The sequence below is a fragment of the Franzmannia qiaohouensis genome (genome assembly GCF_031451695.1).
Lineage (GTDB): Bacteria > Pseudomonadota > Gammaproteobacteria > Pseudomonadales > Halomonadaceae > Franzmannia > Franzmannia qiaohouensis.
Genome location: NZ_JARWAM010000014.1, coordinates 40,979 through 65,647, shown reverse-complemented (window position 1 = coordinate 65,647; position 24,669 = coordinate 40,979). Strand labels below are relative to the sequence as shown.

Annotated in this window: 24 protein-coding genes; 13 read left to right on the top strand and 11 right to left on the bottom strand. The window is 66.4% G+C overall.

Going from position 1 to position 24,669, the window contains the following annotated elements:
• The first annotated feature begins 58 nt into the window (after positions 1-58).
• Positions 59-775, top strand: coding sequence for a DUF3581 family protein (locus QC821_RS17480; RefSeq protein WP_309724167.1), 717 nt, complete (start codon positions 59-61; stop codon positions 773-775).
• A 3-nt stretch (positions 776-778) separates the two neighbouring features.
• On the opposite strand, the gene QC821_RS17475 is transcribed toward QC821_RS17480, so the two are convergent.
• Positions 779-1,690: a universal stress protein gene (locus QC821_RS17475; protein ID WP_309724165.1), complete on the bottom strand. Its 912-nt coding sequence runs from the start codon at positions 1,688-1,690 to the stop codon at positions 779-781.
• A 74-nt stretch (positions 1,691-1,764) separates the two neighbouring features.
• A complete protein-coding gene (locus QC821_RS17470) occupies positions 1,765-2,778 on the bottom strand; it encodes an acyltransferase family protein (RefSeq protein WP_309724163.1) in 1,014 nt (337 codons plus the stop codon).
• Positions 2,779-2,948: 170 nt separating this feature from the next.
• Between QC821_RS17470 and QC821_RS17465 the strand changes: the two genes are divergently transcribed.
• The 6 genes from QC821_RS17465 to QC821_RS17440 all read left to right on the top strand — a co-directional run bounded on the left by QC821_RS17465 (position 2,949) and on the right by QC821_RS17440 (position 10,783).
• Complete coding sequence (locus QC821_RS17465) at positions 2,949-3,821, top strand: alpha/beta hydrolase (protein ID WP_309724161.1); 873 nt, start codon at positions 2,949-2,951, stop codon at positions 3,819-3,821.
• 168 nt (positions 3,822-3,989) lie between these two features.
• Positions 3,990-5,147 carry an ABC transporter substrate-binding protein gene (locus QC821_RS17460; RefSeq protein WP_309724159.1) on the top strand — a complete coding sequence of 386 codons (1,158 nt, stop codon included), beginning with the start codon at positions 3,990-3,992 and terminating at the stop codon, positions 5,145-5,147.
• A 48-nt stretch (positions 5,148-5,195) separates the two neighbouring features.
• On the top strand, positions 5,196-7,313 hold the full coding sequence (locus QC821_RS17455) for a methyl-accepting chemotaxis protein (protein WP_309724157.1): 2,118 nt from the start codon (positions 5,196-5,198) through the stop codon (positions 7,311-7,313).
• A 74-nt stretch (positions 7,314-7,387) separates the two neighbouring features.
• Complete coding sequence (locus tag QC821_RS17450; RefSeq protein WP_309724156.1) at positions 7,388-8,788, top strand: sensor domain-containing diguanylate cyclase; 1,401 nt, start codon at positions 7,388-7,390, stop codon at positions 8,786-8,788.
• Complete coding sequence (locus QC821_RS17445; protein WP_309724155.1) at positions 8,785-9,756, top strand: magnesium transporter CorA family protein; 972 nt, start codon at positions 8,785-8,787, stop codon at positions 9,754-9,756. Before QC821_RS17450 ends, QC821_RS17445 begins: the two co-directional genes overlap by 4 nt.
• A gap of 70 nt (positions 9,757-9,826) precedes the next feature.
• A complete protein-coding gene (locus QC821_RS17440; RefSeq protein ID WP_309724154.1) occupies positions 9,827-10,783 on the top strand; it encodes a sensor domain-containing diguanylate cyclase in 957 nt (318 codons plus the stop codon).
• On the opposite strand, the gene QC821_RS17435 is transcribed toward QC821_RS17440, so the two are convergent.
• Positions 10,780-11,955, bottom strand: a complete 1,176-nt coding sequence (locus tag QC821_RS17435) for an MFS transporter (protein ID WP_309724152.1) — start codon at positions 11,953-11,955, stop codon at positions 10,780-10,782. The genes QC821_RS17440 and QC821_RS17435 overlap by 4 nt on opposite strands.
• Before the next feature lie 169 nt (positions 11,956-12,124).
• Here QC821_RS17435 and QC821_RS17430 point away from each other — a divergent pair, with 169 nt between their 5' ends.
• The 4 genes from QC821_RS17430 to QC821_RS17415 all read left to right on the top strand — a co-directional run bounded on the left by QC821_RS17430 (position 12,125) and on the right by QC821_RS17415 (position 15,800).
• Positions 12,125-12,703, top strand: a complete 579-nt coding sequence (locus QC821_RS17430; protein ID WP_309724150.1) for an NnrU family protein — start codon at positions 12,125-12,127, stop codon at positions 12,701-12,703.
• A gap of 10 nt (positions 12,704-12,713) precedes the next feature.
• Positions 12,714-13,460: an SDR family oxidoreductase gene (locus QC821_RS17425; protein WP_309724149.1), complete on the top strand. Its 747-nt coding sequence runs from the start codon at positions 12,714-12,716 to the stop codon at positions 13,458-13,460.
• A gap of 121 nt (positions 13,461-13,581) precedes the next feature.
• Complete coding sequence (locus QC821_RS17420; protein WP_309724147.1) at positions 13,582-14,757, top strand: alcohol dehydrogenase catalytic domain-containing protein; 1,176 nt, start codon at positions 13,582-13,584, stop codon at positions 14,755-14,757.
• Positions 14,754-15,800 carry a proline racemase family protein gene (locus QC821_RS17415; RefSeq protein ID WP_309724145.1) on the top strand — a complete coding sequence of 349 codons (1,047 nt, stop codon included), beginning with the start codon at positions 14,754-14,756 and terminating at the stop codon, positions 15,798-15,800. The genes QC821_RS17420 and QC821_RS17415 overlap by 4 nt, the downstream gene beginning before the upstream one ends.
• On the opposite strand, the gene QC821_RS17410 is transcribed toward QC821_RS17415, so the two are convergent.
• Positions 15,782-15,961: a DUF1289 domain-containing protein gene (locus QC821_RS17410; protein WP_309724143.1), complete on the bottom strand. Its 180-nt coding sequence runs from the start codon at positions 15,959-15,961 to the stop codon at positions 15,782-15,784. The two genes, QC821_RS17415 and QC821_RS17410, sit on opposite strands and share 19 nt — an antisense overlap.
• Complete coding sequence (arfB, locus tag QC821_RS17405) at positions 15,958-16,371, bottom strand: alternative ribosome rescue aminoacyl-tRNA hydrolase ArfB (RefSeq protein ID WP_309724141.1); 414 nt, start codon at positions 16,369-16,371, stop codon at positions 15,958-15,960. The genes QC821_RS17410 and arfB overlap by 4 nt, the downstream gene beginning before the upstream one ends.
• Positions 16,372-16,524: 153 nt before the next feature.
• Between arfB and QC821_RS17400 the strand changes: the two genes are divergently transcribed.
• On the top strand, positions 16,525-17,748 hold the full coding sequence (locus QC821_RS17400; protein ID WP_309724139.1) for an NAD(P)/FAD-dependent oxidoreductase: 1,224 nt from the start codon (positions 16,525-16,527) through the stop codon (positions 17,746-17,748).
• Positions 17,749-17,804: 56 nt separating this feature from the next.
• Positions 17,805-19,079 carry a M20/M25/M40 family metallo-hydrolase gene (locus QC821_RS17395; protein WP_309724137.1) on the top strand — a complete coding sequence of 425 codons (1,275 nt, stop codon included), beginning with the start codon at positions 17,805-17,807 and terminating at the stop codon, positions 19,077-19,079.
• A 38-nt stretch (positions 19,080-19,117) separates the two neighbouring features.
• Here QC821_RS17395 and QC821_RS17390 read toward each other — a convergent pair whose 3' ends face one another.
• From QC821_RS17390 to QC821_RS17365, 6 genes are all read right to left on the bottom strand, one after another.
• Complete coding sequence (locus tag QC821_RS17390) at positions 19,118-19,723, bottom strand: C39 family peptidase (RefSeq protein ID WP_309724135.1); 606 nt, start codon at positions 19,721-19,723, stop codon at positions 19,118-19,120.
• A gap of 36 nt (positions 19,724-19,759) precedes the next feature.
• A complete protein-coding gene (locus QC821_RS17385) occupies positions 19,760-20,527 on the bottom strand; it encodes a DUF1499 domain-containing protein (RefSeq protein ID WP_309724134.1) in 768 nt (255 codons plus the stop codon).
• A gap of 101 nt (positions 20,528-20,628) precedes the next feature.
• Entirely contained in the window at positions 20,629-21,795 is a 1,167-nt protein-coding gene (locus tag QC821_RS17380; protein ID WP_309724132.1) for an NADH:flavin oxidoreductase/NADH oxidase, read from the bottom strand.
• Positions 21,796-21,812: 17 nt separating this feature from the next.
• Entirely contained in the window at positions 21,813-22,616 is an 804-nt protein-coding gene (locus QC821_RS17375; protein WP_076749101.1) for a hypothetical protein, read from the bottom strand.
• Positions 22,610-23,983, bottom strand: a complete 1,374-nt coding sequence (locus tag QC821_RS17370) for an amidase (protein ID WP_309724130.1) — start codon at positions 23,981-23,983, stop codon at positions 22,610-22,612. Before QC821_RS17370 ends, QC821_RS17375 begins: the two co-directional genes overlap by 7 nt.
• Positions 23,980-24,657, bottom strand: a complete 678-nt coding sequence (locus tag QC821_RS17365; RefSeq protein WP_309724128.1) for a DUF2848 domain-containing protein — start codon at positions 24,655-24,657, stop codon at positions 23,980-23,982. Before QC821_RS17365 ends, QC821_RS17370 begins: the two co-directional genes overlap by 4 nt.
• Positions 24,658-24,669 lie beyond the last annotated feature (12 nt).

Sequence of the window (24,669 nt, the reverse complement as noted above, 5' to 3'; positions counted from 1 at the left end):
GCCGTATGGAATATGGCATCATCCCTTGATACACCACTTATGCGCAGGCACATAACGCATGTTTCTCGATGATTTTCATTCGGTCAGGGATGGCCGCATCGGTATCTCCGCGGATCAGGCCAGTCACTTCGCCAAACGCGTGGCGGGGGATTACAACCCGATCCATAACCCCGATGCGCGGCGCTTCTGCGTGCCCGGCGACCTGCTGTTCTCGCTGGTGCTGATGCGTTTCGGCCTGTCGCAGCACATGAATTTCCGCTTCCTGAGCATGGTCGGAGCCGACGTGGCGCTGGATTTTCTTGAGCATGATGATGGCTGCATTCGCGTCACCGACGACTCCGGCAAGGTCTACCTCGAGGTCGAGCGGCGCGGCGAATCGACCCGCGACGAGTCGGTGGTCGAGGCCTTCGCGCGGCGCTACGTGGCGTTTTCCGGAAAGAATTTCCCGCACTACCTGAAGCCGCTGATGGAGGCCCAGGGGGTGATGTTCAACCCCCAGCGTCCGCTGGTGATCTACGACAGCATGGGCTTCTCGCTGACTCGCCTGGATGCCGTGGAACCCGGCCTGGAGCTGGCCGGTTCGTCGTTCGAGGTCACCGGCAAGCGCGGCGATGTACTGCTCGAATTCGACATGACCAGCGCCGGCGAGACCATCGGCCACGGCTCCAAGAAGCTGGTGGTCAGCGGCCTGCGCGACTACGACGCCAGCGCTATGGATGCCATCGTCGACGAGTTCTACCGCCTCAAGCACGCCTACGAAGCCTCGACCGCCTAGTACTCAGCGGGTGACCACGGTGATCGGGCACGGCGATCGATCGATCACCTTGTGACTGACCCCGCCAAGCAGCTGTTCGCGCCACTGGCTCATGCCGCGTCGGCCCATGATCAGCATCGGCTTGCCGCCGGCCTGGCGGGCGTGGTCGAGGATCGCTTCCGCCGGCGCGCGGCCGATCAGGCACTGTTCGATGATCGGCGACTCGACCCCGGCCAGGTGCTTCTTGGCGTGCGAGAAGATCCAGTCGCACTCGCGGCGTTCGGTGTCACGCTGGCGCGTCGGAGTGGCGGGGTCGTCGGGGTCGCGCGGCACGCAGTACATCAGCTCCACCGGCAGCTTGCCGGAGATCGCCAGGCCGGCGGCCAGCTCGGCGGCGGCGGCGCTGTGCGATGAACCGTCCACCGGCAGCAGGATGCGGTCGATATGCTCGTCATCGTCGATCGACATCTGGTCGTGCACCACGCATACCGGGCAGCGTGCCTTGTGAATTACCGCATTGCTGAGGTTGCCGCGCAGCAGCTTGCCGAGCCGGTCGAGCCCCTGGGCGCCCATCACCAGCATGCTGTCGGGAATCTCGCTGGTGTGGTCGATGATCTCGCGGGCCAGGTGGCGCACGAAGTCGTGTTCGCGCAGAGTCACCTCTTCCACCTCTACGCCAAGGTCACTGCCCAGCGCCTGACGCGCCTGGGCGAAGGCGCGGGTCACCGAGCCCTGGATCACTTCATGGTCGTAGTCGACCTCGTCGAGGCGGTTGGCGGGGATATCGCTGAGCTCGGCGGGGTACAGCGGCTGCACGTGCAGCAGCTGCAGCGGCGCCTGCCACAGCCGTGCCAGCTGGGCAGCGTGGCGCACCGCCGCCAGGGTGGCCCGCGAACCGTCCACCGGCACCACGATCTGTGAGATTGGCCTGCTCATCTATCTAGGGCTCCTGTTATTATCGAAACTGCTTAACTGCCAATAGCCTAGCGCAGAGTGGCGGGTCTTGTCGGCTAGCGGATCGCCAGGCGCTTGCCAAACATCATACCGCCCCAGCTGAGTCGATTGACCAGCGCGTTGAGCCAGATCGACCCGGCCATGCCGACGACCAGCAGCAGTGCCGCATAGAGTGGCAGCGAGAAGTGCACGTAGCGGTCGACGAAATCGACCACGGCGAAAAACAGCGGGTGGGCCAGATAGATGCCGAACGAGTACTCATTGATCTTCTTGACCAGCGGCGGCGCCGGACGATCCTTGAGATAGCGCATCAGCCACAGGGTAAACAGGATGAAGAAGGGGATCACCCAGCTCTCCTTGGAGGAGTACTCGAGCTGGCCGGCGAAAGTCAGCGCCACGATCACCGCCACCCAGCCGGCCAGCCACCACGGATTGGCCAGCTGGCGCAGTGCGCTGACGCGCTCCAGATGCGGGTAGTGGCGGACCAGCACCAGCGCCAGGAAAAACAGGTAGATCCAGCCCACCGGGACGATCCAGTGCAGGTAGCCCGGCGGGGATACCTCGAACCAGCGGGTCACGCCCCAGTAGCCGGCGCTGATCAGGCTGCCGAGCACCAGCCAGGGGGCGGCAGGCAGGTAGCGGCCCAGGTCGTAGCGGGTATAGACCCAGTAGAAGACATAGAACTGCATGGCGATGATCAGGAAGTAGCCATGCCAGCCGGCGTAGATCATGTACTCGACGAAGTTGTCGACGAAGCCCAGTTCGCCGCCGTCGGCGGTCACGCTCAGGTAGTTGGTGGTGGAGTAGATCAACCCGTAGACCACATAAGGCACCATCACGTACTTGACGCGGTTGGCCAGGAAACCCTCGGGGATATGACTGCCGTAGCGCGCCGAGAACAGGAAGATGGAGATGAAGATGAATACCGGCGTGCCGAGCACGGTGGGGATACGCGCCAGGTCGATGTAGAGGTTGTCGTAGCGCTGGTTGATACGGTCGAGGAAATGAAAGCAGAAGACTGCCAGGCATCCGTAGAAGCGTAGCCAGTAGATTTCCTCGATGCGTTTCATGGCTCCCCCAATCCATTCGATGACGATCGTTAGCCGTTGAACGACCTTGCGTGGCGTGATGTCCGACCGCAGCGAGGCCAAGTAATTCCTTGGCAGACAATTATCCTTTTCATTTCATGGCTTTTTCGTTTCAGGGCTGGTTGCTTGCCTGAATAGGGAGACATCTGGATATGACGCTAACGCTGCGTGGACTGCTACTCGCGATGATGACGCTGTTGTTCGCTACCCCGGCACTGGCGGGACAGGTTAGCCATCAGCGCTTCGCGTCGGAGACCCTGGGGCGTGAATACCCCTACACCATCTACCTGCCCGACGGCTATGCGGTGTCCAATCAGAGCTATCCGGTGATCTATCTGCTGCACGGTTCGTTCGGCACCGACCGCGACTGGACCTCCAGTGGCAACCTGCGCGCGGTGGCCGACCGGCTGATTCAACAAGGTCGCATTCCGCCGGCGGTGATCGTCATGCCGGGGAGCTTCAGTTGGTGGGTGGATGGTCACAACGAGGCGGCGCGCACGGCCTTCTTCGAGGACCTGATGCCACATATCGAGGCCGCCTGGCATGTGCACGAGCACCGCGAAGGGCGAGCCATCGGCGGCAACTCGGCGGGAGGGTACGGTTCCCTCAACTTCATTCTCGAACGTCCCGACCTGTTTGCCGCCGCCGCCGCGCTGAGCCCGGCCAGCTACAGTCCGATGCCGCCCGGCAACTCCTCGGCGCGTCGCCACCCGGCCTTCCTCGACGACGAGGAGCGCTTCGATCCGGTGCTATGGTCGCAACTCAACTATACCGCCTACCTCGACGACTACCTGGCGCAGTCGCAGGTCGTGCCGCTCTACCTCAGTGCGGGCAATCGCGACCCCCTGGACGCCGAGGAGCACGCCCGGCGTATCTACCGCGAGCTGGTCGATCACCAGCCCGAGCACCTGATGCTCGAGGTCCTGCGCGGCGGCCACACCTGGCGGGTATGGCGCACCAGCCTGCCCAGTGCCTTGATGTTCATGGGCGACTACCTCGACCCGCCGCGGGCGCTGGAGGAGTAAGCGTCGTGTACGGGCATTATGTCCTTCAGTACTAAGCTTGGGTGAAAACGCTCCTGATGCGTTGCAGCCTGCGCTCAACTTTGTTGCATGGCGGCCGATACTCGTTGCAGATGGCCACCGCCAAGTCCGGTGGCTGCACCCTGTCGAACGATATCCGGGAGTCGGTCCATGCGACGTCGAATTGCACTGCTGCTGGGAGCCCTGTGGCTGCTGGCTCCACACGCCCAGGCTGAACTCAAGTTTGGTCTGGTGGCACCGCTCAGCGGCCCCGCCGCCTCGCTCGGCAACGGCATGCGCCAGGGCATCGAGGCGCATTTCGCCGAGGTCAACGCCGCCGGCGGCGTGCACGGCGCCGAGCTCACCCTGCTGGCCCGCGACGACCGCTACGAGCCGCTGCGAGCTGCACCCGAGACCCGGCGGCTGATCGAGGAGGACGAGGTGCTGGCGGCGATCGGCAACGTCGGCACGCCCACCGCCATCGTCACCATTCCGCTGCATAACGAGTACCAGACGCTGCTCTACGGCGCCTTCACCGGCGCCGGCGTGCTGCGCCGCGATCCGCCCGACCGCCACGTCATCAACTACCGCGCCAGCTATGTGCAGGAGACCGCGGCGATGGTCGAGGGCCTGCTCGAGGCGGGCATCGCCCCGGACGAGATCGCCTTCTTCACCCAGAACGACGGTTTCGGTGATGCCGGTTACATCGGCGGCATTCGGGCGCTGGAGTCCCACGGCTTCGAGGCCGCGCGCGAGCTCGCTCACGGCCGTTTCACGCGCAATACCCGCAACGTTCACCAGGCGCTGGCGACCATTCTGCAGGCCCCGGTAACGCCCCGCGCAATCATCATGGTGGGTACCTACGGGCCGGTCGCCGACTTCATTCGCGAGGCGCGCCAGGACCTCCCCGAGGCGCTGTTCCTCAACGTCTCCTTCGTCGGCAGCCAGGCGCTGGCCGATGAGCTTGGTGAGCTGGCCGAAGACGTGATCATCACCCAGGTGGTGCCGCCGCTGGATGCCGACCTGCCCGGCGTGGCGGCCTACCGCGAGGCGCTCGAGACCCATGCCAACGGCGCCAGCCCCGACTTCATCTCGCTGGAGGGTTATCTGGCGGCGGCACTGTTCGTCAAGGGACTGGAAGCGGCCGGCCCCGAGCCGGACCGCGAGGCGCTGGTCGATGCGCTGCTGGGGCTTGGCGAGGTCGACCTCGGCATCGGCGAGCCGCTGCGCCTGGGGCGCGGCGATCACCAGGCCAGCGACGCGGTATGGCCGACCATCATCCGCAATGGCGGCTTCGACGCGGTGGACTGGTCCACCCTCGCACGCTGACCCCCTGCCGTACGGGCGGGGCCGTTACCAATTTCCAAGGGGCACGACATGAAACGTACTCTCAGTCTGCGCGCGATGCTGATCGGGCTGTTCCTGGCCGCGGTCATCGGGGCGGTGGTGCTGGCCGCTACCGGCTTGATGTCGAACCAGCGGCTGGTCGACTCGCAGCGCTTCATTCTCGGTGAGGTGCTGCCCCAGCAGGAGGCGAGCCGAGGCATGGTCGACAGCATGGCAGCCTTCGGCGCTCGCCATGCTGACCTGCTGGCCGCCGCCGACGAGGCGGCGCTGGCCGAGGTCATCTCCCAGGCGACGCTCGACGAGCGCTTCCTGGCAGCGCGGGAGGGGCTTAGCGAGCGTGACGATAGCGCCCAGCGCGAGCGCTTGGCCAGGCTCGATGCCGGCTATGCGGCACTGCTCGAGGCGGACAGCGCCCTCGACGACGTGCGCCGCGAAGACCTGGCCCTTGCGGCCACCATGGACGAGCGCATCGCCGCCATGCAGCAGCGTATCGTCGAGGTCATGATCAGCGCCGAGGACATGGCCGGTCGCGCCACCCTGGCTGACGTTCGCGCGCGGCGTGACCAGCGCACGCGGGTCGAGGCCTGGCTCGAGGAGGGCATGACCACGCTGCCCACCGAGCTGGTCGAGGGCCTGCTCGACGACGGCGGCAATATCGCCGAAACCAGCAGTACTGTGCGCACCGCGGTGGCGTTGCTGGCCGACCTTGGCCGCCAGCTGATGCAGGTCGAGAGCAGCGACCGGCTGGTCAACCTGCGCTACAACGAGATCGCCCAGCAGCTCAACCTGGCGCGCCAGTCGTTGGGCGCCATCGCCGGATCGACGCGCGCCAGCACCGAGCAGAGCGAGCGCGCCACGGCGCTGACCGAGATCATCGACGAGCTGGATGGCCTGATGGTGAGTGGTGGCCAGTCGGTCTATGCGCTGCGCCACGAGCAGCTCGATCTGCGTCAGGGTCAGGCACAGGCCCTGGGCGACGTGGCCACGGCGATGGGCGACATGCGCGCCACGCTCGGCGAGCTCGAGGCCGACGGCGTGGCCCAGGCCGACCTGGCCGCGGGCCAGGCCGAGGAGTTGGCCAACGCCGGGCGCGTGCTGCAGATCGGCGTGACCCTGGCGGTCATCCTGGTGCTGGCGATCTTCGGCTGGCGCACCCTGGTGCGCGTGCTGGGCCCGCTCGGGCAGATGCGCCGCCAGATGGAGAGCATCAGCGGCGCGGCCGGCGAGAACGCTGACCTGTCGCTGCGCCTGGCGTTGCAGCGCGACGACGAGATCGGCCGCACCGCCCAGGCCTTCAACCGCATGATGGATACCTTCGAGAGCATCGTGGCGCAGATCCGCGACGGCGCCGGGGCGATCGCCGCCAGCAGCCGTGAGATCGCCTCGGGCAACGACGACCTGTCGCAGCGCACCGAGGAGCAGTCCTCGTCGCTGGCCGAGACCGCCTCGAGCCTCGAGCAGATCACCGCCACCGTCAAGCAGACCGCCGACTACGCCAACCAGGCGCGCGACGCCAGCCAGGAGGTCGACCGGCGTGCCCACTCCGCCGGCGACGTGGCCGGCCGCACCAACGATGCGATGCAGGCGATCCGCCTCTCCAGCGAGAAGATCACCAGCATCATCACCGCCATCGACGATATCGCCTTCCAGACCAACCTGCTGGCGCTCAACGCCTCGGTGGAGGCGGCGCGGGCCGGCGAGCAGGGCCGCGGCTTCGCGGTGGTGGCCCAGGAGGTGCGCAAGCTGGCCAGCCGCAGCGCCGAGGAGGCGTCACAGATCCGACGCCTGGTCGACGACAGCGTCAGCAAGGTCGGCGAGGGCGCCAGCCTGGTACGTGCCACCAGCGAGCATCTGCAGGAGATCATCGATAGCCTCAAGCACGTCAGCGGCTATGTGACCGAGATCGCCAGTGCCACCCACGAGCAGTCGGCGGGCATCGAGGAGATCAACCAGGCCATCGCCCAGCTCGACCAGGTCACTCACCAGAACGCCCAGCTGGTTCAGGAGGCCTCGAGCGCCAGCCATGTGCTCGACCAGCAGGCTGCCGACATGCACGCCCTGGTGGGGCGCTTCCGGGTCGCCGCCGCAGGCGACAGCCCGGCGGCCCTGCCCGAGCCCTCACAAGACGAGGTCGAAACCTGGCGCTGAGCGATGCAGACAAGCAGTGCCTGCCGCTAGCCGGTATGCTGTAGCAGGTCATGGCATAGCAGTAGAGGCAGGCAATGAGCGACTACCCGATCCCCGCAGACGAGCAGGCACGGCTGGCAGCACTGTGTGAGCTTGAGCTGCTCAACACCGATGTCGAGCCGGCCTTCGATCGGGTCACTCGGCTGGTTTCGCGGCTGCTGGAGGTGCCTGTCGCGCTGGTGACGCTAATCGATACCCAGCGCCAATGGCTCAAGTCACGGGTCGGGATCGATATCGAGACAACCGCTCGCAGCGAGTCGGTGTGTACCTGGACGATTGCCCAGCGCTCTACGCTGGTCATCGAGGACCTTAGCCAGGATCCGCGTTTCGCCACGCTGGACGGAGTCAAGCGCGAGGATGGCCTGCGCTTCTACGCCGGTATCCCGCTGTTCAACTCGGCCGATGTCGCGCTGGGCTCGCTGTGTGCGGTGGATTATCGGCCGCGGCGGCTCGATGCCGAGCAGCTGGCAACGCTGCAGGACCTGGCGGCGATCATCAACCAGGAGATCCAGCTGCGCGAGGCCAATCGCCGTCTGGTGACCACCCTGGCCGATCACGCCGAGATCCACCGAGCGTTGGATGCCCGCGAGACCGAGCTGCGGCTGATCGTCGACAACGCCTACGATGCCTATATCGGCCTCGACGGCCAGGCGCGAGTCACCGACTGGAATCGTGCGGCCGGGCAGATGTTTGGTATCGCGCGGCAGGCGGCGTTGGGCATGTCGCTCGCGCAGCTGATCGACCCGTTGACGTTGCCCCCGGCGGGTGAGCGCAGCATCAGCGAAGCGTTGGCCAGGCGCCGCGACGGCCACGCACTGCCGGTCGAGGTCCGCATGCGGGCGTTTAAGGTCGGCGCCGAGATTCGTTACAGCATCTTCGTTCACGACATTACCGAGCGCCGCCAGCTCGACGCCCTGCGCGATCTGGAGGCGCGTCAGGACGTGCTCACCGGGCTGCCCAATCGTCGCGCCCTGGACGAGCGGCTGCCTGAGGCGATGGCGCGGGTGATGCGCTCGGGCAAGCCGTTGGCGCTGCTGTTCATGGACCTGGACGGTTTCAAGGCGGTCAATGATGACCATGGCCACGACGCCGGCGACGCGCTGCTGCGTGAGGTTGCTCGGCGCCTGCTCGAGGCGGTGCGCCAGACCGACCATGTGGCGCGCCTGGCGGGGGATGAGTTCGTGGTGCTGCTCGAAGGCATCGGCGAGGCCGATGCGCTGGCCTTCGCCGAGCGGCTGGTGGCGCGCGTGGAAGCGCCGGTGAGGCTTGGCGATGCCCAGGCCGAGGTCAGCACCAGCATCGGCGTGGCACTGTACGGGCCGGGCGACGTAGGTACCGCGGCCCAGCTGCTCAAGCGTGCCGACGTGGCGATGTATGCCGCCAAGCGCGCCGGCAAGGCGCAGGTACACCTGGCAGAGGATGCCGACGACTCATGATCCGTACGCTGATGGTCGACGACACGGGCCGCTGGCAGCAGGGCGGCGAGGAGCTGATTGCCGCCTGGCGGGACAGCACCGAAGCGCATATCTGGATCGATATGCAGGGCGAATCCCAGGACTGTGAGCGCGAGATGCTCGAGGCCTTCGACTGCCATCCACTGGCGATCATCGATGCCCACCGCGATCGGCACCCGCCCAAGATCGAGGAGTTCGAGCACCACACCCTGATCATCTATCGCGGCATCGCCGCCTTCGACGCCGAGCTCAACTACCGGGCCCAGCCGCTGTGCTTCTTCATCGGCGAGCGCTTCCTGATCAGCCTTCATCCCAGCGAGGCGCGCAGCATCGAGCGGCTGTTCGACGAGCACGGCACGGCACTGCTGCAGGCCTCGCCGCAGCAGGTCGCGCTCAAGGTGATGTACATCTCGGCGGGCTACTACCTCGACAGCCTGCTGGAGTTCGAGGGGGTGCTCAGCGACCTCGAGGACGAACTCCTCGAGGCTGGCAACGACCAGCTGATGCGGCGCATCACCGCCTACCGCTCGCGGCTGGTGAAGATGCGCCGCATCTTCAACTACCACAAGGGCATTACCCAGGAACTGATCGCCTACGACTACCGGCATTTGCCGCGTGACGACAGCGACACCCTGCACGCCATCAACGATGTCTACGAGCGCTTCGAGCGGCTGTACAGCCTGACCCAGATGTACTACGACATCTGCGGCGATCTGGTGAACGGCTATATCTCGATCTCTTCCCACCAGCTCAACATCACCATGCGCGTGCTGACGGTGATCTCGGCGATCTTCATCCCGCTGACCTTCATCGCCGGCCTCTACGGCATGAACTTCGAGTACATGCCGGAACTCGGCTGGCGCTACGCCTACTTCGTGGTGCTGGGCGTCATGCTCGGCATCGGGGTAACGCTGGTGGGGCTGTTTCACCGCAAGGGTTGGTTTCGTTAACGGTGACGGCTGCTATCTTAGCGCGAGTGTCTGGGGCCAAAAAACATCATCGCATTATGGAGTAACCACCATGAATCAGCTGCCCCCCGAGGGCGAGCTGTCGTTGGTCGATAAGCTCGATCACAGCGTCTACAAGACCCTGCTGGAGTCGACCAAGGCGATTCCCTGGAAGATCGACTGGAAGACCCTGCAGTTTGCCTATATCGGCCCGCAGATCGAGGCGCTGCTGGGCTGGACGCCGGAGAGTTGGGTCAGCGTCGACGACTGGGCGACGCGCATGCATCCCGAGGACCGCGACTGGGTCGTCAATTTCTGCGTGTCGCAATCCCGCCAGGGCAGCGACCACGAGGCCGACTACCGCGCCCTGACCCGCGACGGCGACTATGTGTGGATTCGTGATGTGGTTCACGTAGTGCGTGACGCCGAAGGCGAGGTCGAGGCGCTGGTCGGGTTCATGTTCGACATCAGCGAGCGCAAGGCCAACGAAGAGCAACTGGTGCGGCTGCAGCGCGAGCTCGAGGCCTACTCCTACCAGGACGGCCTGACCGGTGTCGCCAACCGCCGCCGGCTGGATGACTACCTCACCCAGGCCTGGGAGGAGGCGCGCCGCAACACTCAGCCGCTGTCGCTGATCATGATCGATATCGATCACTTCAAGGAGTACAACGACCACTACGGCCATCTGGCCGGCGATGAGGCGCTCAAGGGCGTCGCCGAGGCGCTGAGCCGCGTGGCCACTCGGCCCCGCGATGGCTTCGCGCGCTTCGGTGGCGAGGAGTTCATGTGGGTGCTGCCGGAAACCCCGGGCCCCGCCGCCCTGCAGCTGGCCGAGCGCTGTCGACGTGAAATCTGCGAGTTGCAGCTGGCGCATGCCGCCTCGCCGCTGGGCAACCTCACCATCAGCCAGGGCGTGGCGACGCGGATTCCCGCCCACGACGATTCGCTGGCAAGCCTGCTTGATCAGGTCGACCGCCAGCTCTACCTCGCCAAGCAGGCTGGGCGCAACCGGTGCAGTGCCTCGGGCTAGGCAGAGGCGGGCTGGCTAAGGCGCGTTAGCCGCAGGTGCAGCGCTGCCAGGCCCAGCCCGAGCACTACCAGCATGCCGCCGAGCAGCGGCGGGAAGGCCTCGGCGCCGGCCAGGTCGAGCAGCGGGCCGGTCAGCGACGGCACCAGCAGCGCACCGCTGCCGGCGGCGGTGAAGATCAGCCCGGTGGTGCGCCCGCTCATCTCCATCACCTGGTTGCTGAGGCTGAACAGCGTAGGAAAGATCGCCGAGGCCGCCAGGCCGAACAGCAGCGAGCCCAGCCACAGCGGCAGCCACACTGCATGCAGCGCCAGCGCCGTGCCCCCGCCGAGCAGCAGGCAGCCGATCAGGATCGCCCACGGCGAACACCAGCGCAGCAGCGGGATCGCCAGCAGGCGCCCGGCGGAGAGGGCCAGCCAGAACAGCGTGACCAGCAGTGCGGCGCGCTCGGCGGTGAGCCCGGTGAGTACGCCGTAGGCGGTGATCCAGCCGGCGAAGGTGATCTCGGCCCCGACGTAGAGCGCGAACAGCAGCATGAACAGCGCCAGCAGCAGCGGGTCGTGATGCTTGGGGGCGCGCGGCGCGGCGTCCTCATCGCTGGCCAGCTTGCTGGGACTCTTCAGTCGCGACAGCGGCCACAGCATCGCCAGCAGATAGGCGGCCACCACCCAGAAGGCCCACTGGAACAGGCCCGTCATGGCCAGCGCCGCGACCATGACCAACGGCACCAGCATATTGCCCAGCCCGAAGCAGAAGTGCAGGGCGCTGACGTGGGGCCCGGCGGCGTCGCGGTGGCGCCACAGCAGCAGGGTGTTGCCGCCGGCGTTGAGCGACACCTCGGAGAAGCCCAGCAGCAGGAACAGCGCGGTCAGCAGCCACAGCGACGGGCTCAGCGGGGCCACGGCGAGGCCGGCCACGGTCAGCAGCAGCATGCCGACCAGCAGCCGATGGCCGTTGAGCCGATCCATCAGCAGGCCGGTGATGAAGGCACCGCTCATATTGCCCAGTGCGCGGGCGGTGAACAGCATCGCGATCTGGCTCATGCTCGAGTCGGTCATCGCCGCCAGGTGCGGCAGCGCCGGGCCGAGCAGGCCGCCGGTCATGCCGACGCCGATAAACAGCAGGAAGTAGCTTAGGGTCACCTGGCGGTGATGACGGCTGGGAAAGTGCAGCATGACCGGTCCTTGGCGAGCGCATGGGGCATAGGCTGCCCGGCGCTTGAGGCGGCTATGTTGAACGATTCAGATGGCGATCTTCAAGCCCGCGATCACGCTTGTCATGCCCTGGGCGGCGGGTTATGGCATGCTTGGCGCACCTGACATTCTCTGCTGGAGCATTTCCTACATGCTTATCATGATTCTCGGCCTGCTGATCTTCCTGGGCAGCCACTCCGTGCGTATCTTCGCCGACGATTGGCGTCAGGCGCAGTGTGAGCGCCTCGGTGAGACGACCTGGAAGCTCGCCTACTCGGCGGTCTCGGTGCTCGGCCTGGCCATCGCCATCTGGGGCTATGGCCAGATGCGCCTCGACCCGATCTTCGTGTGGTTCCCGCCCACCGGGCTTCGCCATCTGGTGCTGCTGCTGATGATTCCGGCGTTCATCATGCTGGTGGCCGCCTACGTGCCGCACAACGCCATCAAGGCCAAGCTCGGCCACCCGATGATGCTGGCGGTGAAGATCTGGGCGCTTGCTCACCTGCTGGCCAACGGTCGGCTTGGCGACATCGTGTTCTTTGGCGCCTTCCTGGTGTGGGCGATACTCGCCTTCCGTGCCGCCAAGCAGCGCGACCGCGCCAATCCGCCGCCCGCCCGCGAGAGCCGCGCCACCGCCACCGTGCTGACGGTGGTGATCGGCCTGGTGGCCTACTACCTGTTTGCCTTCCACCTTCACGTGCTGGTCACCGGCATGCCGGTGATGGGCTGAGGAACGCAGCATGGGCAAGGTAATGATCGTCACCGGTGGCAGCCGCGGGATCGGCGCGGCCACCGCGCGTCTGGCCGCGGCGGCTGGCTATCGGGTGTGCCTGAGCTACCGCGACAATCGCGAGGCGGCCGATGAGGTGGCCGCCACCATCGCTCGGGAGGGCGGCGAAGCGATCGCGGTGGCCGCGGACGTCAGCGTCGAGCGCGACGTGATGCGGCTGTTCGACACCGTCGACCACGCCCTGGGCCGCGTCGAGGTGCTGGTCAACAACGCCGGCATCCTGGCGCCGCAGTGCCGGGTCGAGGCGATGGACGCCGAACGTCTGGCGCGGGTGCTGGCGGTCAATGTCACCGGCAGCTTCCTGTGTGCCCGTGAGGCGATCCGGCGCATGTCGACCCTGCACGGCGGCCCGGGCGGGGCCATCGTCAACCTCTCGTCGATGGCCGCGCGGCTGGGCGCGCCCAACGAGTACGTCGACTACGCCGCCGCCAAGGGTGCCATCGACAGCTTCACCGTCGGCCTGGCCAAGGAGGTGGCGACCCAGGGAATCCGCGTCAACGCCGTGCGCCCGGGGCTGATCGCTACCGATATCCACGCCAGCGGTGGCGAGCCGGGGCGCGTCGCGCGCCTGACGCCGGGGGTGCCGATGCAGCGCGGCGGCGAGGCCGACGAGGTCGCCCGGGCGATCCTGTGGCTGGCCTCCGCAGACGCCTCCTACACCACCGGCAGCTTCATTGATGTCTCCGGCGGGCGCTGAGCAGCGAGACAAAAATTTCTCGTGTGCCAGGGGCGCGATTCAAAAATTTCTGCACTAGGCAGGACGCCTGAGTTTGATATCGTCGCGACCTGAATGCTCCGCCACAGCAAGGAGGCAGCCTATGGCATCCGTAGCACCGTCAGATTCGATTCCCGAGACCATGTCGGCCATGCTGCTGACCGGCCATGGCGACGTCGACAAGCTCGAGTATCGCCATGACGTGGCGACCCCGCGCCCTGGCCCTGGCGAGGTGCTGGTGCGGGTCACCGCCACCGCCAAGAACAATACCGACCGCAAGGCCCGCGAGGGGCTCTACCCGACCAAGGACAAGGGCGAGGTGACCTCGTTCGCCATGGGCGGCGAGGCGACCCTGACCTTTCCGCGCATCCAGGGCGCCGACATCGCCGGGCGCGTGGCCGCGGTGGGCGACGGCGTCGACCCGGCGCGCATCGGCGAGCGCGGCCTGCTCGACTTCAACCTCTATGCCGACGGCCGGCGCAACATCAACCTGACCCCGGACTACTACGGCCACGGCGCCGACGGCGGCTACGCCGAGTACGTCGCGGTGCCGGCGGACCAGTTCCACCCTGTGCCCAACCCCGAGCTGGCCGATGCCGAGCTCGCCGCGATGGGCATGTGCTCCTACCAGACCGCCTACCACATGATGACCTCGGCGCGGGTCAAGGCCGGCGAGCATGTGCTGGTCACCGGCGCCAGCGGCGGCGTGGGTACGGCGCTGATCCAGCTGTGCCGCATCGTCGGTGCCATCCCCTATGCGCTGAGCCAGGCCGACAAGGCCGAGGCGCTCGAGGCTCTGGGCGCCGAGGCGGTATTCGACCGTACCCGGATGGATGACTTTACCGATCAGGTGCTAGCCGCCACCGGCGGGGCGCCCATTGATGCGGTGATGGACCTGGTTGGCGGCGAGATGACCGATCGCTTCATCGACACCATGATCGTCGACATGAACCGCCGCGCCGACTATCCGCGGCTGTCGATCGCCGGCGCCAGCGGCGGCAACCTCAGTGAGATCATGTGGACGCGCATCTACCTCTACCAGGTGCAGATCTTCGGCGTTTCCCACGGCACCCGGGAAGAGGCCGAGCAGCTGGTGGAGTGGATTCGCGCCGGCCAGCTCAAGCCGGTACTCCACGCCGCCTTCAAGCTCTCGGAGCTGCACGCCGCGGAGCGCTACTTCGTCAATCGTGGCAGCAACTACCTGGGCAAGATCGTGATCGTGCCCGACGCCGAGTGGGACGAGCACGGCGCCCCCTTTGCCCTGGAGCAACGCCCATGAGTGAACTGACCCTGCAGCTGATGGATACCCACGCCGGCGGCGACGTCAGCCGCATCGTCACCGGCGGCATCGACCCGCTGCCCGGCGCCACGGTACGCGAGCAGATGCACTACCTGCGCGATGACGCCGACGGCCTGCGCCGGCTGCTGCTGGAAGAGCCCTACGGCATACCCGAGATGTCGGTGGACTTGATCGTGCCGGCCACCGACCCGGCGGCCGCCGCCGGCTATATCATCATGGAGGTGATGGGCTACCCGATCTACTCCGGCTCCAACACCATCTGCACCGCCACCGCGGTACTCGAGGCGGGTATCGTACCCAAGCAGGAGGGCACCCAGCACTTCGTGCTCGAGTCGCCGGCGGGGCTGGTCAACATCGAGGCGCGGGTCGAGAACGGCGTGGTCGAGGCGATCACCTGCGGCGGGTTGCCCAGCTACATCGATACCTACCGCGCCAAGATCCATGTCCCGGACCTCGGCGACGTGACCTATAGCGTGGCCTACAGCGGCGGTTTTTATGCGCTGGTCGATGCCGCCGAACTGGGCTTCTCGCTCAACCGCGCCGAGGAGCGCCAGCTGGCCGAGTGTGCCCACAAGATCGTCGAGGCGATCCAGGCCGAGCGCGGCTTCTCCCACTACACCCTGGGCGACGTGGGGCCGCTGCCGTTCCTGCACTTCATGGGCCCGGTGGAACAGATCGCCGACGACTTCTACCGCTCACGCTCGACCACCTACGTGCATCCCGGGGTGATCTGCCGCAGCACCACCGGTACCGGCACCTCGGCACGGCTGGCGCTGATGCACTACGAGGGCAGCATCCAGCCCGGCGACAAGCTGGAGACCGTGTCGCTGCGCGAGACCGGCTTCATCGGCCAGTTCACCGCGGTGCGCGAAGAGGGCAAGGGCCACGTGGTGGAGAACACCATCACCGGCAAGAGCTTCGTGCTGGCGCGCTCGGAGATCGTCGTCAATTGCGACGATGCCATGGTCGAGTGCGGCGGCTTGCACCATATCCTCACTAGCGCTCACCCCGAACGGTCGTGAGTCTCGAGGCCGAGCCGCGCCCAGATGCTGGCGCGCTCGGCCTCGTTCATGCTGCCCCAGCGGGCAATCTCGTCCAGCGTTCGACCGCAGCCCTCGCAGAGGCCATTGCGCTCGTCGATACGGCACACCTTGGTGCAGGGCGAGACGCGCGGCGCGCTCATACGTCGACCTTGCCGCGCAGCGACTTGGTCTTGCCCTTGCGGGTCTTGCTGTCGACCCGGCGGCGCTGCGAGCCCTTGGTCGGCTTGGTGGGCTTGCGCACCTTTTGCTGCTTGACCGCCTCGCGGATCAGCGTGCGCAGGCGCACCAGGGCATCCTCCTTGTTGAGTTCCAGGGTGCGGTGGCTTTGGGCCTTGATCACCACCACCCCCTCCTTGCTGATGCGCTGGTCGGAGAGCGCCATCAGCCGCTCCTTGTAGAAGGGCGGCAGGCTGGAGTTGGGGATATCGAAGCGCAGATGTACCGCCGAGGCGACCTTGTTGACGTTCTGTCCGCCGGCGCCCTGGGCGCGGATCTGGCTGATCTCGATTTCCCAGTCGCCCAGCTCCACGCTGTTGGAAATACGAAGCATGCGGGCCTCATCAATGGCAGAAGGGAAAAGCGCTAGCCTAGCATAGACCTCGCGCGCACTTGGCCCGCACAGTGCGACGCCAGGTTTACGGCTAAGCTCGTGGTAAGCGTCTGCCTTCTGGCATGACATTATCTCAAGGAAAGAGACAAGCGCATGGACCTGAAAAGCGGTTATCCCTTCTGGGCCGTCAAGAATGGCTTGATGCACGCCTTCCCCAAGCTCGCCGAAGACCTTCATTGCGATGTGGTGGTCATCGGCGGCGGCATCACCGGCGCCCTGATCGCCGATGAGCTGGCGCGCCATGGTCAGCATGTGGTGGTGGTGGAGCGCCGCGAGGTGGGCTGGGGAAGCTCGGCGGCGAGTACCGCCCTGCTGCAGTATGAAATCGATACCCACATGGTCGATCTGGCCAAGCGCTACGGTGAGAACAATGCCGTGCTGGCCTATCGCGCCTGTGCCGATGCCATCACGGATCTTGCCGCACTGGCCGATCAACTGGGCGACGTGGATTTCGGTTACCAGCAGAGCCTGTACTACGCCAGCGGTGACGAGGACCTGGCGAGCCTGAGCGAGGAGTACGACCTGCGCCGGCAGCATGGCTTCGAGGCCGACTGGCTGAGCCGCGAGGGGCTCGAGAACGCCTTCGGCATCGAGGCGCCGGGCGCCATCCTGACCCATCTGGCGGCGCGGGTGGACCCCTACCGCATGGCCTACAAGCTGTTCATGCGGGTGGACGAACATGGCGGCCAGGTCTTCGATCGTACCGAGGTCGAAACGGTCGCTGCCGATAGCGACGGCGTGACGCTGAGCACGATGGCGGGCTATACGCTGCGCTGCAGGCAGCTGGTGGTGGCCGCCGGCTATGAGTCACAGCGCTGGCTGACGGAGTCGTTCGCCGTCAATCGCAGCAGCTATGCCTTCATTACCGATCCCATCGCGCCAGAGGCGCTTGGCCGCCTGGCCACGACCATGGTCTGGGAGTCGGCGCGGCCATACCTCTATATGCGCACTACCGGCGATGGCCGCTTGCTGGTCGGCGGCGACGATGACGATGAGGATGTGCCCGCGCGTCGTGACCAGCGGGTCCACGACAAAGCCCAGGGGCTGGCCGAAAAGGTCGAGTCACTGTTCCCCGCACTGCCCATGACCCCGACCTTCTCCTGGGGCGGGACCTTTGCCGAGACCGAGGATGGCCTGCCCTTCTTCGGCCCCCACCCGCAATATGGCCCCCGCGTGCTATTCGCCATGGCCTACGGCGGCAACGGTATCAGCTACAGCATGATAGGGGCCGGCTTGCTGCGCGCCTCGATCGAGGGGCGCGATCACCCGCTGTCGGCGCTTTTTTCCTTCGCGCGTCTTCGTCCAGCGACAGGTTAGGCGCCGCGAAATCTGGCAGACTGGGGAGATACTTCCTCAATCAGCGAGAGACCTAGATGAGCGACGCGACCAAGCCCTGGACTCAACCCATGCCGGACGAGCAGTTCACCCTGATGCGCCGCATCCTCGATGCGCCGAGTCCGATAGGCCTTGAGGGCGCCATGACCTACGGCGTACTCAAGCCCTACTTCGACGGCTTTGCGCCCAAGAGCTGGCATCTGCACCAGTACAAGGGGCATGCCGGGGTGGTGCTGGATACCCATCCCGGCCGCGATGACATGTTCAAGGTGATGATCATCGGCCACGCCGACAAGATCCGCATGCAGGTGCGCAGCATCGGCGACGACGGCAAGATCTGGATCAACACCGACTCTTTCCTGCCCGGGGTGCTGATCGGCCACGAGGTCAAGCTGTTCAGCGAGGATCCGGAGCAGCCCGGCAGTTACCGGGTGATTCGTGGCGGCACTGTCGAGGCACTGGGGGCGATCCACTTCTCCGACCCGGCCCAGCGCGACGGCAGCAAGGGCATCAAGAAGGAGCAGATCTACCTCGACCTGCAGATTCACGGCGAGAACAAGAAGCAGCAGGTGCTCAACCTCGGCGTGCGCCCCGGCGACTCGATCCTGTTCGACCGCCCGATCCGCCCCGGCTTCAGCCCCGATACCTTCTACGGCGCCTACCTGGATAACGGCCTGGGCTGCTTTGTCACCGCCGAGGTGGCGCGGCTGATCGCCGAGTCTGGCGGCACCGAGCAGGTGCGGGTGATGTTCGCCATTGCCAGTTATGAAGAGATCGGTCGCTTCGGCAGCCGGGTGCTGGCCGGCGAGCTCAAGCCGGATGCGCTGATCGGCGTCGACGTCAATCACGACTACGTGGCCGCGCCGGGCATCGGCGACCGGCGCATGCAGCCGCTGGAGATGGGCAAGGGCTTCACCATGTCGGTGGGTTCGATTGCCAGCGAGCAGCTCAACCGCCTTATCGCGACTACCGCCAAGGAGCAGGGCATCCCGCTGCAGCGCGATATCGTCGGCGCCGACACCGGCACCGACGGCATGGCCGGGGTACTCGCTGCGGTGGACTGTGCGGCGACCTCGATCGGCTTCCCGATCCGCAACATGCACACCATCTCCGAGACCGGCAATACCCAGGACGTGCTGGCCGCCATCCATGCCCTGACCCACACCCTCAAGGCGCTGGATGCGCTGCCCGATATCCACCGCGAGTTCCTCGACAACCACCCGCGTCTGGACGAGGCCGGTGCGTTGGCCCACCAGGGGCATGCCAAGCCGGAAGGTGAGAAGCAGGAAGGCACGCAACAGGACGGCAAATAGCGAAGGAGGGCCTGCGACGAGAAGGTGGTGCAGGCCCGCTAGTCCGGTGTCAGTCGTATCCCGCGGCCGGCAAAGAAGCGTGCGAACACGGCAGGCGTCAGGATTGCATCCTGCTGTGTCGCACGCTCCACGCCGGAGGGGTTATGGAATCGCAGGGCGTCCTGGCTGGCTTGGGTGAGCAGTACCAGGTGCCCACCGCGCGCCGGAGGCTCGACCTCGGGCCGGCGAATGCCGGGATGTACCGAGGCCACGAACAGCGACTCGTCATCGAGATGCTTCGCCAGCTCATGCACCTCGACGCCGGTATGTACCGTGGCCTGCAGGCCGAACTCCTCGCGCAGCAGCTGCGTGGCCGGGGCATAGATCATCCCTTTGATCTCGCCGTCTCGCTCGAGATAGGCGCCGTGCTGGATGGCTCTCTCGAGAAGGCGAAAGATCGGGTAGGCGGTGCCGGTGAAGTGGGCGATGGCCATCTTGAGGCAGGCCATGCCGCAAACATGCCTGGCCCATTTCTCGTACTCCGCGGCAGACCTCGCGCCGGAGTCCTGCCAACGCGGGTCGTCGCGAGGCCGACGCCGGCCTGACAGGAAGTCGTCGATCAGCTCGGGGCTCTCCCACTGAGCGTAATAGGGCACGTTGGTCACGCGGCTCTCCTCCCTGTGCAGTGAGCGGTGTTGCGGCTACTCGACCCGGGCGCGCAGCGCATCAAGATAGTCGCGAATGCGCTGGGCGTTGGTGCCCATGTCGCTGCGCCCGAGTCGCGACGCCGAGCGCACGTCCACTCGGGTGCCGCCCTCGACCTCGCTGAGGCGAATCACCACGTCGTCCTTGAAGCCGAACCAGCGGGTGGTGGCGGTGGCTTCGATACGGTCGCGGCCGACCTCCGCCAGTGCCCAGCCCTGGTCCAGGGCCGCCGCCTCGGCGGCGCTCAGCGCCTCGCTCAGCGTAAGCTCGAGGGTGATGGGCTGAATATCCGGATAGGCGTCGCGCTGCTGGCGAGCGGTGCGTTCGCCGGGGTAGTCGACGGCATTGGGTGCGGCTTCCCGGGCATCGGCCAGCGCCAGGAAAGCCGGCGGGTCGTCCAGGTCGGTGCTGATATCGTGGATCGGCGGCACATGCTGGGCGCGCTGCTGCAGGTGGTAGGGTGTCCACATCATGCCCGCCACTGCGATGATCACCAGCCCGCCTACCAGCGCCGGCTGGGCCCGCTTGCACAGGCTTGCCACCATCAGCGTCAACAGCCCCATGGCCGCGGCGGCCAAGGCCACGTAGGCGCCCTGGCGCAGCCAGCCGAAGGCACTTCCCAGATCCACCAGCCCCATACGATGGGCTGGCCCTGCACCGCCCATCATTAGTGCTGCGCCAGCCAGCAGCAGTAGGCTCAACCAGGCCAGGGCGACCGGCCAGCGTCCACCGCGTGGACGAGGTCGTAGCGTTAGCTTAGACATGATGACTCCCGTCATTTCGAGTTGTTTTGTCTAAGCATACTCGTGTCACCCTGCAAATGCCGAGTCCCTAATGCAGGATTAGCCCTGGTGGTGGGCAGCGCTCAGAAGATATTCGAGCGTTCATACTGCTTGGGCCACTCGACGTTTTCCGCCTTGAGGGTGGCCGCTGCCCTCAGCGGCCAGGCGGGGTCGGCCAGCAGCGCGCGGCCCAGAATCACCAGGTCGGCCTGGCCGTTAGCGATCACCGACTCGGCCAGGTCGGGGCTATGAATCAGGCCCACTGCCCCGGTGGCGATATCCGCCTGGGTGCGGACTTCCTGGGCCAGGGGGATCTGGTAGCCGGGATGAATGGGAATCTGCTGGCGCGGGTCGTTACCGCCGGACGAGCAGTCGATCAGGTCGACTTGGCCGCCATCCTTGAGCAGCTTGGCCAGGCGCACGGTATCCTCGAGCGTCCAGCCGCCCTCGACCCAGTCGGTACAGGAGAGGCGCAGGAACAGCGGCAGCGTATCGGGCCACTCCTCTCTGACCGCGCTGATCGATTGCAGCAGGAAGCGAATCCGATTGTCGAACGAGCCGCCGTAGTCGTCATTACGCCGGTTGCTCAATGGCGACAGGAACTGATGGATGAGATAGCCGTGGGCGCCGTGCAACTCGAGTGCCTTGAAGCCGGCCTCCCGGGCGCGGCGGGTGCTCTCCCTGAGGCTGGCCATGGAGTCGTCGATCTGACTGGGTGTCATGGCGGCGGGAACGCCCCACTGCTGGGCGTAGGGCAGGGCGGAGGCCGATACCAGATCGTCCCAACCACCTTGTGCTGCGCTCAGGGGGTGTGAGCCTTCCCAGGGGCGGCCCACCGAGGCCTTGCGGCCTGCGTGTCCCAGCTGTATTCCCGGCACGGCACCCTGGGCATCGACGAAGGCGGCAATGCGGGCGAGCCGATCGCGCTGCTCATCGTTCCACAGCCCCAGGCAGTTGGGAGTGATGCGGCCCCGCGGCTCGATATGCACCGCCTCGGTGAACACCCAGCCAGCGCCGCCGGTGGCCCGGGCACCCAGATGCACGAAGTGCCAATCGTTGGAGAGTCCGTCGTGGCCGGAGTACTGGCACATGGGCGACATCATGATGCGGTTGCGGCCCTCCACCGAGCGGAACCTGGCCGGGCGAAACAGCTGTGGGTTGGGGTCGCGCTTGAGGATGCGGCGGGCGTTCTCGCCGCCGGAACGGGAGTCGATCACCGCGCTGGCGTTGTCGGGAGCAGGCGTCGTCATATCATCGGCTTCCTCTGTTATAGGGCGGGGGGATTGGCACACGCTCGTCTGGTGCGCCACTGACTGAGCATGAACAGGCCGGCGCTCACCCCCATCGAGGCAAGCAGTGCCGACAGAAATGTGATCAGCGGGGGCAGCGTGCCCGCCAGGACGGCCGTCACCAGGCCGAAGGCCACCAGGCTCAGCATGCCCTGCTGCGCCATGCTCACGGTGGCGCGGGCCACCTCGACGCCATAGCGCTGGTGAAGGGTCCAGCCGATGGTCAGCAGGCCGATGGGAAAGCCCACCAAGAGGCCGGAGAGCAGCGGACCGGCATTGGCCGCCAGGGTGGTGGCGACGCTCACCAGCACACCGGCCAGTACGCCGCGCAAGATCAGGTCGAACCAGCCCGAGACGGCGACCACCCGCGGCGGACTCAGCCTGAGGTAGCGCTTCACGCCCTCGGCCAGCAGCAGCACCACGGCGTACATCAGCACGGCCATGGCCGCCCCGCCCGGTAGCTGCGAGAAGAGTAGTGCCGCAGGGACCCAGCACAGGGTCGCCAGCGCCAGGCTGGCCCTGGCGCCCAGCCGCCTGGCCGAGACCACGAAGCAGATACTGAATACCAGCGTGGCGACCAGGGCATGCAGCGTCGAGAGTGCCGCCTCGCGAATGAACGCCGGCGACTGCTCCTGGAGCATGAAAAAGTAGCCGGGTCCCAGCACGATCGGCATGCCGGCTATGATGCCGCCGAGTCTGGGCCCCAGTTTGCCCACCGCAATGGACACGCCGATGACCACCACCGCGGTGGCCACCAGCTTGATCGCCAGAACGATCAGCATCGCTGTTCCATGGCCGCTTCGATCGCCAGCGCCTGGCGCAACAGGGTGGCATCCTCGCCGTTGCGGCCGATCAGCATCAGCCCGCTGGGCAGCTCTCCCGGAGCGTGATTGGGCAGCGTGATCGCGCACAGGTCGAGCAGGTTGGCCACCGTCGGGTTGCGCAGGATCAGCAGATTGAGGCGGGCATAGTCATCGTCACTGGCGACCTCTTCATGGCGCGGCGGGACCACCGGCACGGTGGGGGCCAACAGGCCATCGAAGTCGGCGAGCCATGCATCGGCCTGGCGCTGGCGCTCGCGCCGGCGCTGCAGCAGCTCGAGGTAGTCCGCCGCGCTCAAGGCAGCGCCCTTCTCGATCCGCGAGCGAACCCGCGGGTCGTAGCGCTCGCCATGCTCGCCAAGCCATTGGCGGTGCAGGTGGTAGCTCTCGGCGGCGGTAAAACCGCCCCCTTCGAGCAGCTCCGGTAGGCTGGCCAGGACCGGCGCCGGGGCCTCGATGAGCGTGGCGCCAGCGTCGCGCAGCAGTGCCAGGCTGCGGGTAAAGGCGGCTTCCACCGCTGCATCCATGCCGTCGAGCATATAGTCGCCAGGCACGACGAAGCGCTGCCCCTTCAAGGGCAGCGCGGTGACAGGTTGCCAGGGCTGGCCGGCGAGCACTGCATCGAGTCGGGCGCAGCAGGTCACGCTGCGGGCGATGGGGCCGATCGAGTCGAGGCTGTCCGAGAGTGGGAAGGTTCCCTGCCGGGGAATGCGGGACTGAGAAGGCTTGAAACCCACCAGCCCACAGAATGCGGCGGGGATGCGCACCGAGCCGCCGGTGTCGGTACCGATGCCCGCCGACGCCATGCCCTGGGCCACCGCCACGGCAGACCCCGACGAGGAGCCGCCGGGGATGCGCCCCGGGGCGAGTGGGTTGTCGGGGGTGCCGTAGTGGGGGTTGAGTCCCAGCCCGGAGTAGGCGAACTCGGTCATGTTGGTATGCCCGGTCAACACCGCCCCCTCGCGGCGCAGGCGGGCGACGATAACGCCATCCCGCTGCGCTGCCGTTTGCCACCCCTGGGAGCCGGCATGGGTGACTTCGCCGGCCACATCGAACAGCGCCTTGAGGGCAATCGGCAGCCCGGCCAGCTGGCCCGTCGGCACGCCGTCGGCACGCAGTCGGTCGGCCGCCGCCGCCTCGGCGCGGGCAGTGCGCTCGAAGCGGCGGGTGTAGACCTGGGCCCGGGGATCGTCCCGAGCATCGGCATTCTTGAGGCTGGCGTCGAGCAGGTCACTGGCCTGCCAGCGCCCCTGTTGCATGCCGTCGAGCAGGGCGTCGAGGGTGGCAGAGCGACTATCCGGCTGACTCAAGGGTGTGGTGTTGCTCATGCCACCACCTCAAGCGACGCAACCGCATAGCGGTGCTCCAGCTTATGCCCGGTGACGGGATCCTCGAGCACCATGCGAAACGCCTCTGAGGCGCGCACCCCGCCGATCACCGGCAGGGTGCCGCACAGCATCGCTTGGCCGGGGGCCAGTTGCGGCTGCTCGAGGCCGAACCGCTGGAGCAGCTCGGTGGGGTGCAGCAGCCCCGTCACCGCCCCTTGCTGGTACAGCACTTCCTTGCCGTCGAAGGTGGCGTAGGCGCTCATCTGCAGCTCATCCCAATGCTCGATTACGCTGTCCAGGCGCCACAGCTGCTGGCTGACGGGCTTGGCGCAGACCTGCTTGGAGTGCGCCACCGACCAGGCTTCGGCCTCGCGATCGGTATGATCTGAACCGATGCCCATCAGGGTGCCTTGGGGCGTGCCGATCAACACGATTTCCACTTCTCCGCTCGAGGCCTCGCCGAGTACCTGAATGGCCGCATCGGTGGTCAGCTGGTTGGCCGCTACGCGGTAGAACAGTGGCGTGGTGGAGGGTGGCGTGACGCCAATGTCCTTGAGTTCCTCGATATGTTCGTCGATGGCGGCCTGCTCACGGCCGGCCCAGCCGGCAATGATCAGCTCCTTGACCTCAACGTCGATGGGCTGCGCTGTCTCGGATAGATAAAACCTTGTCATTGGAGTCTCCTT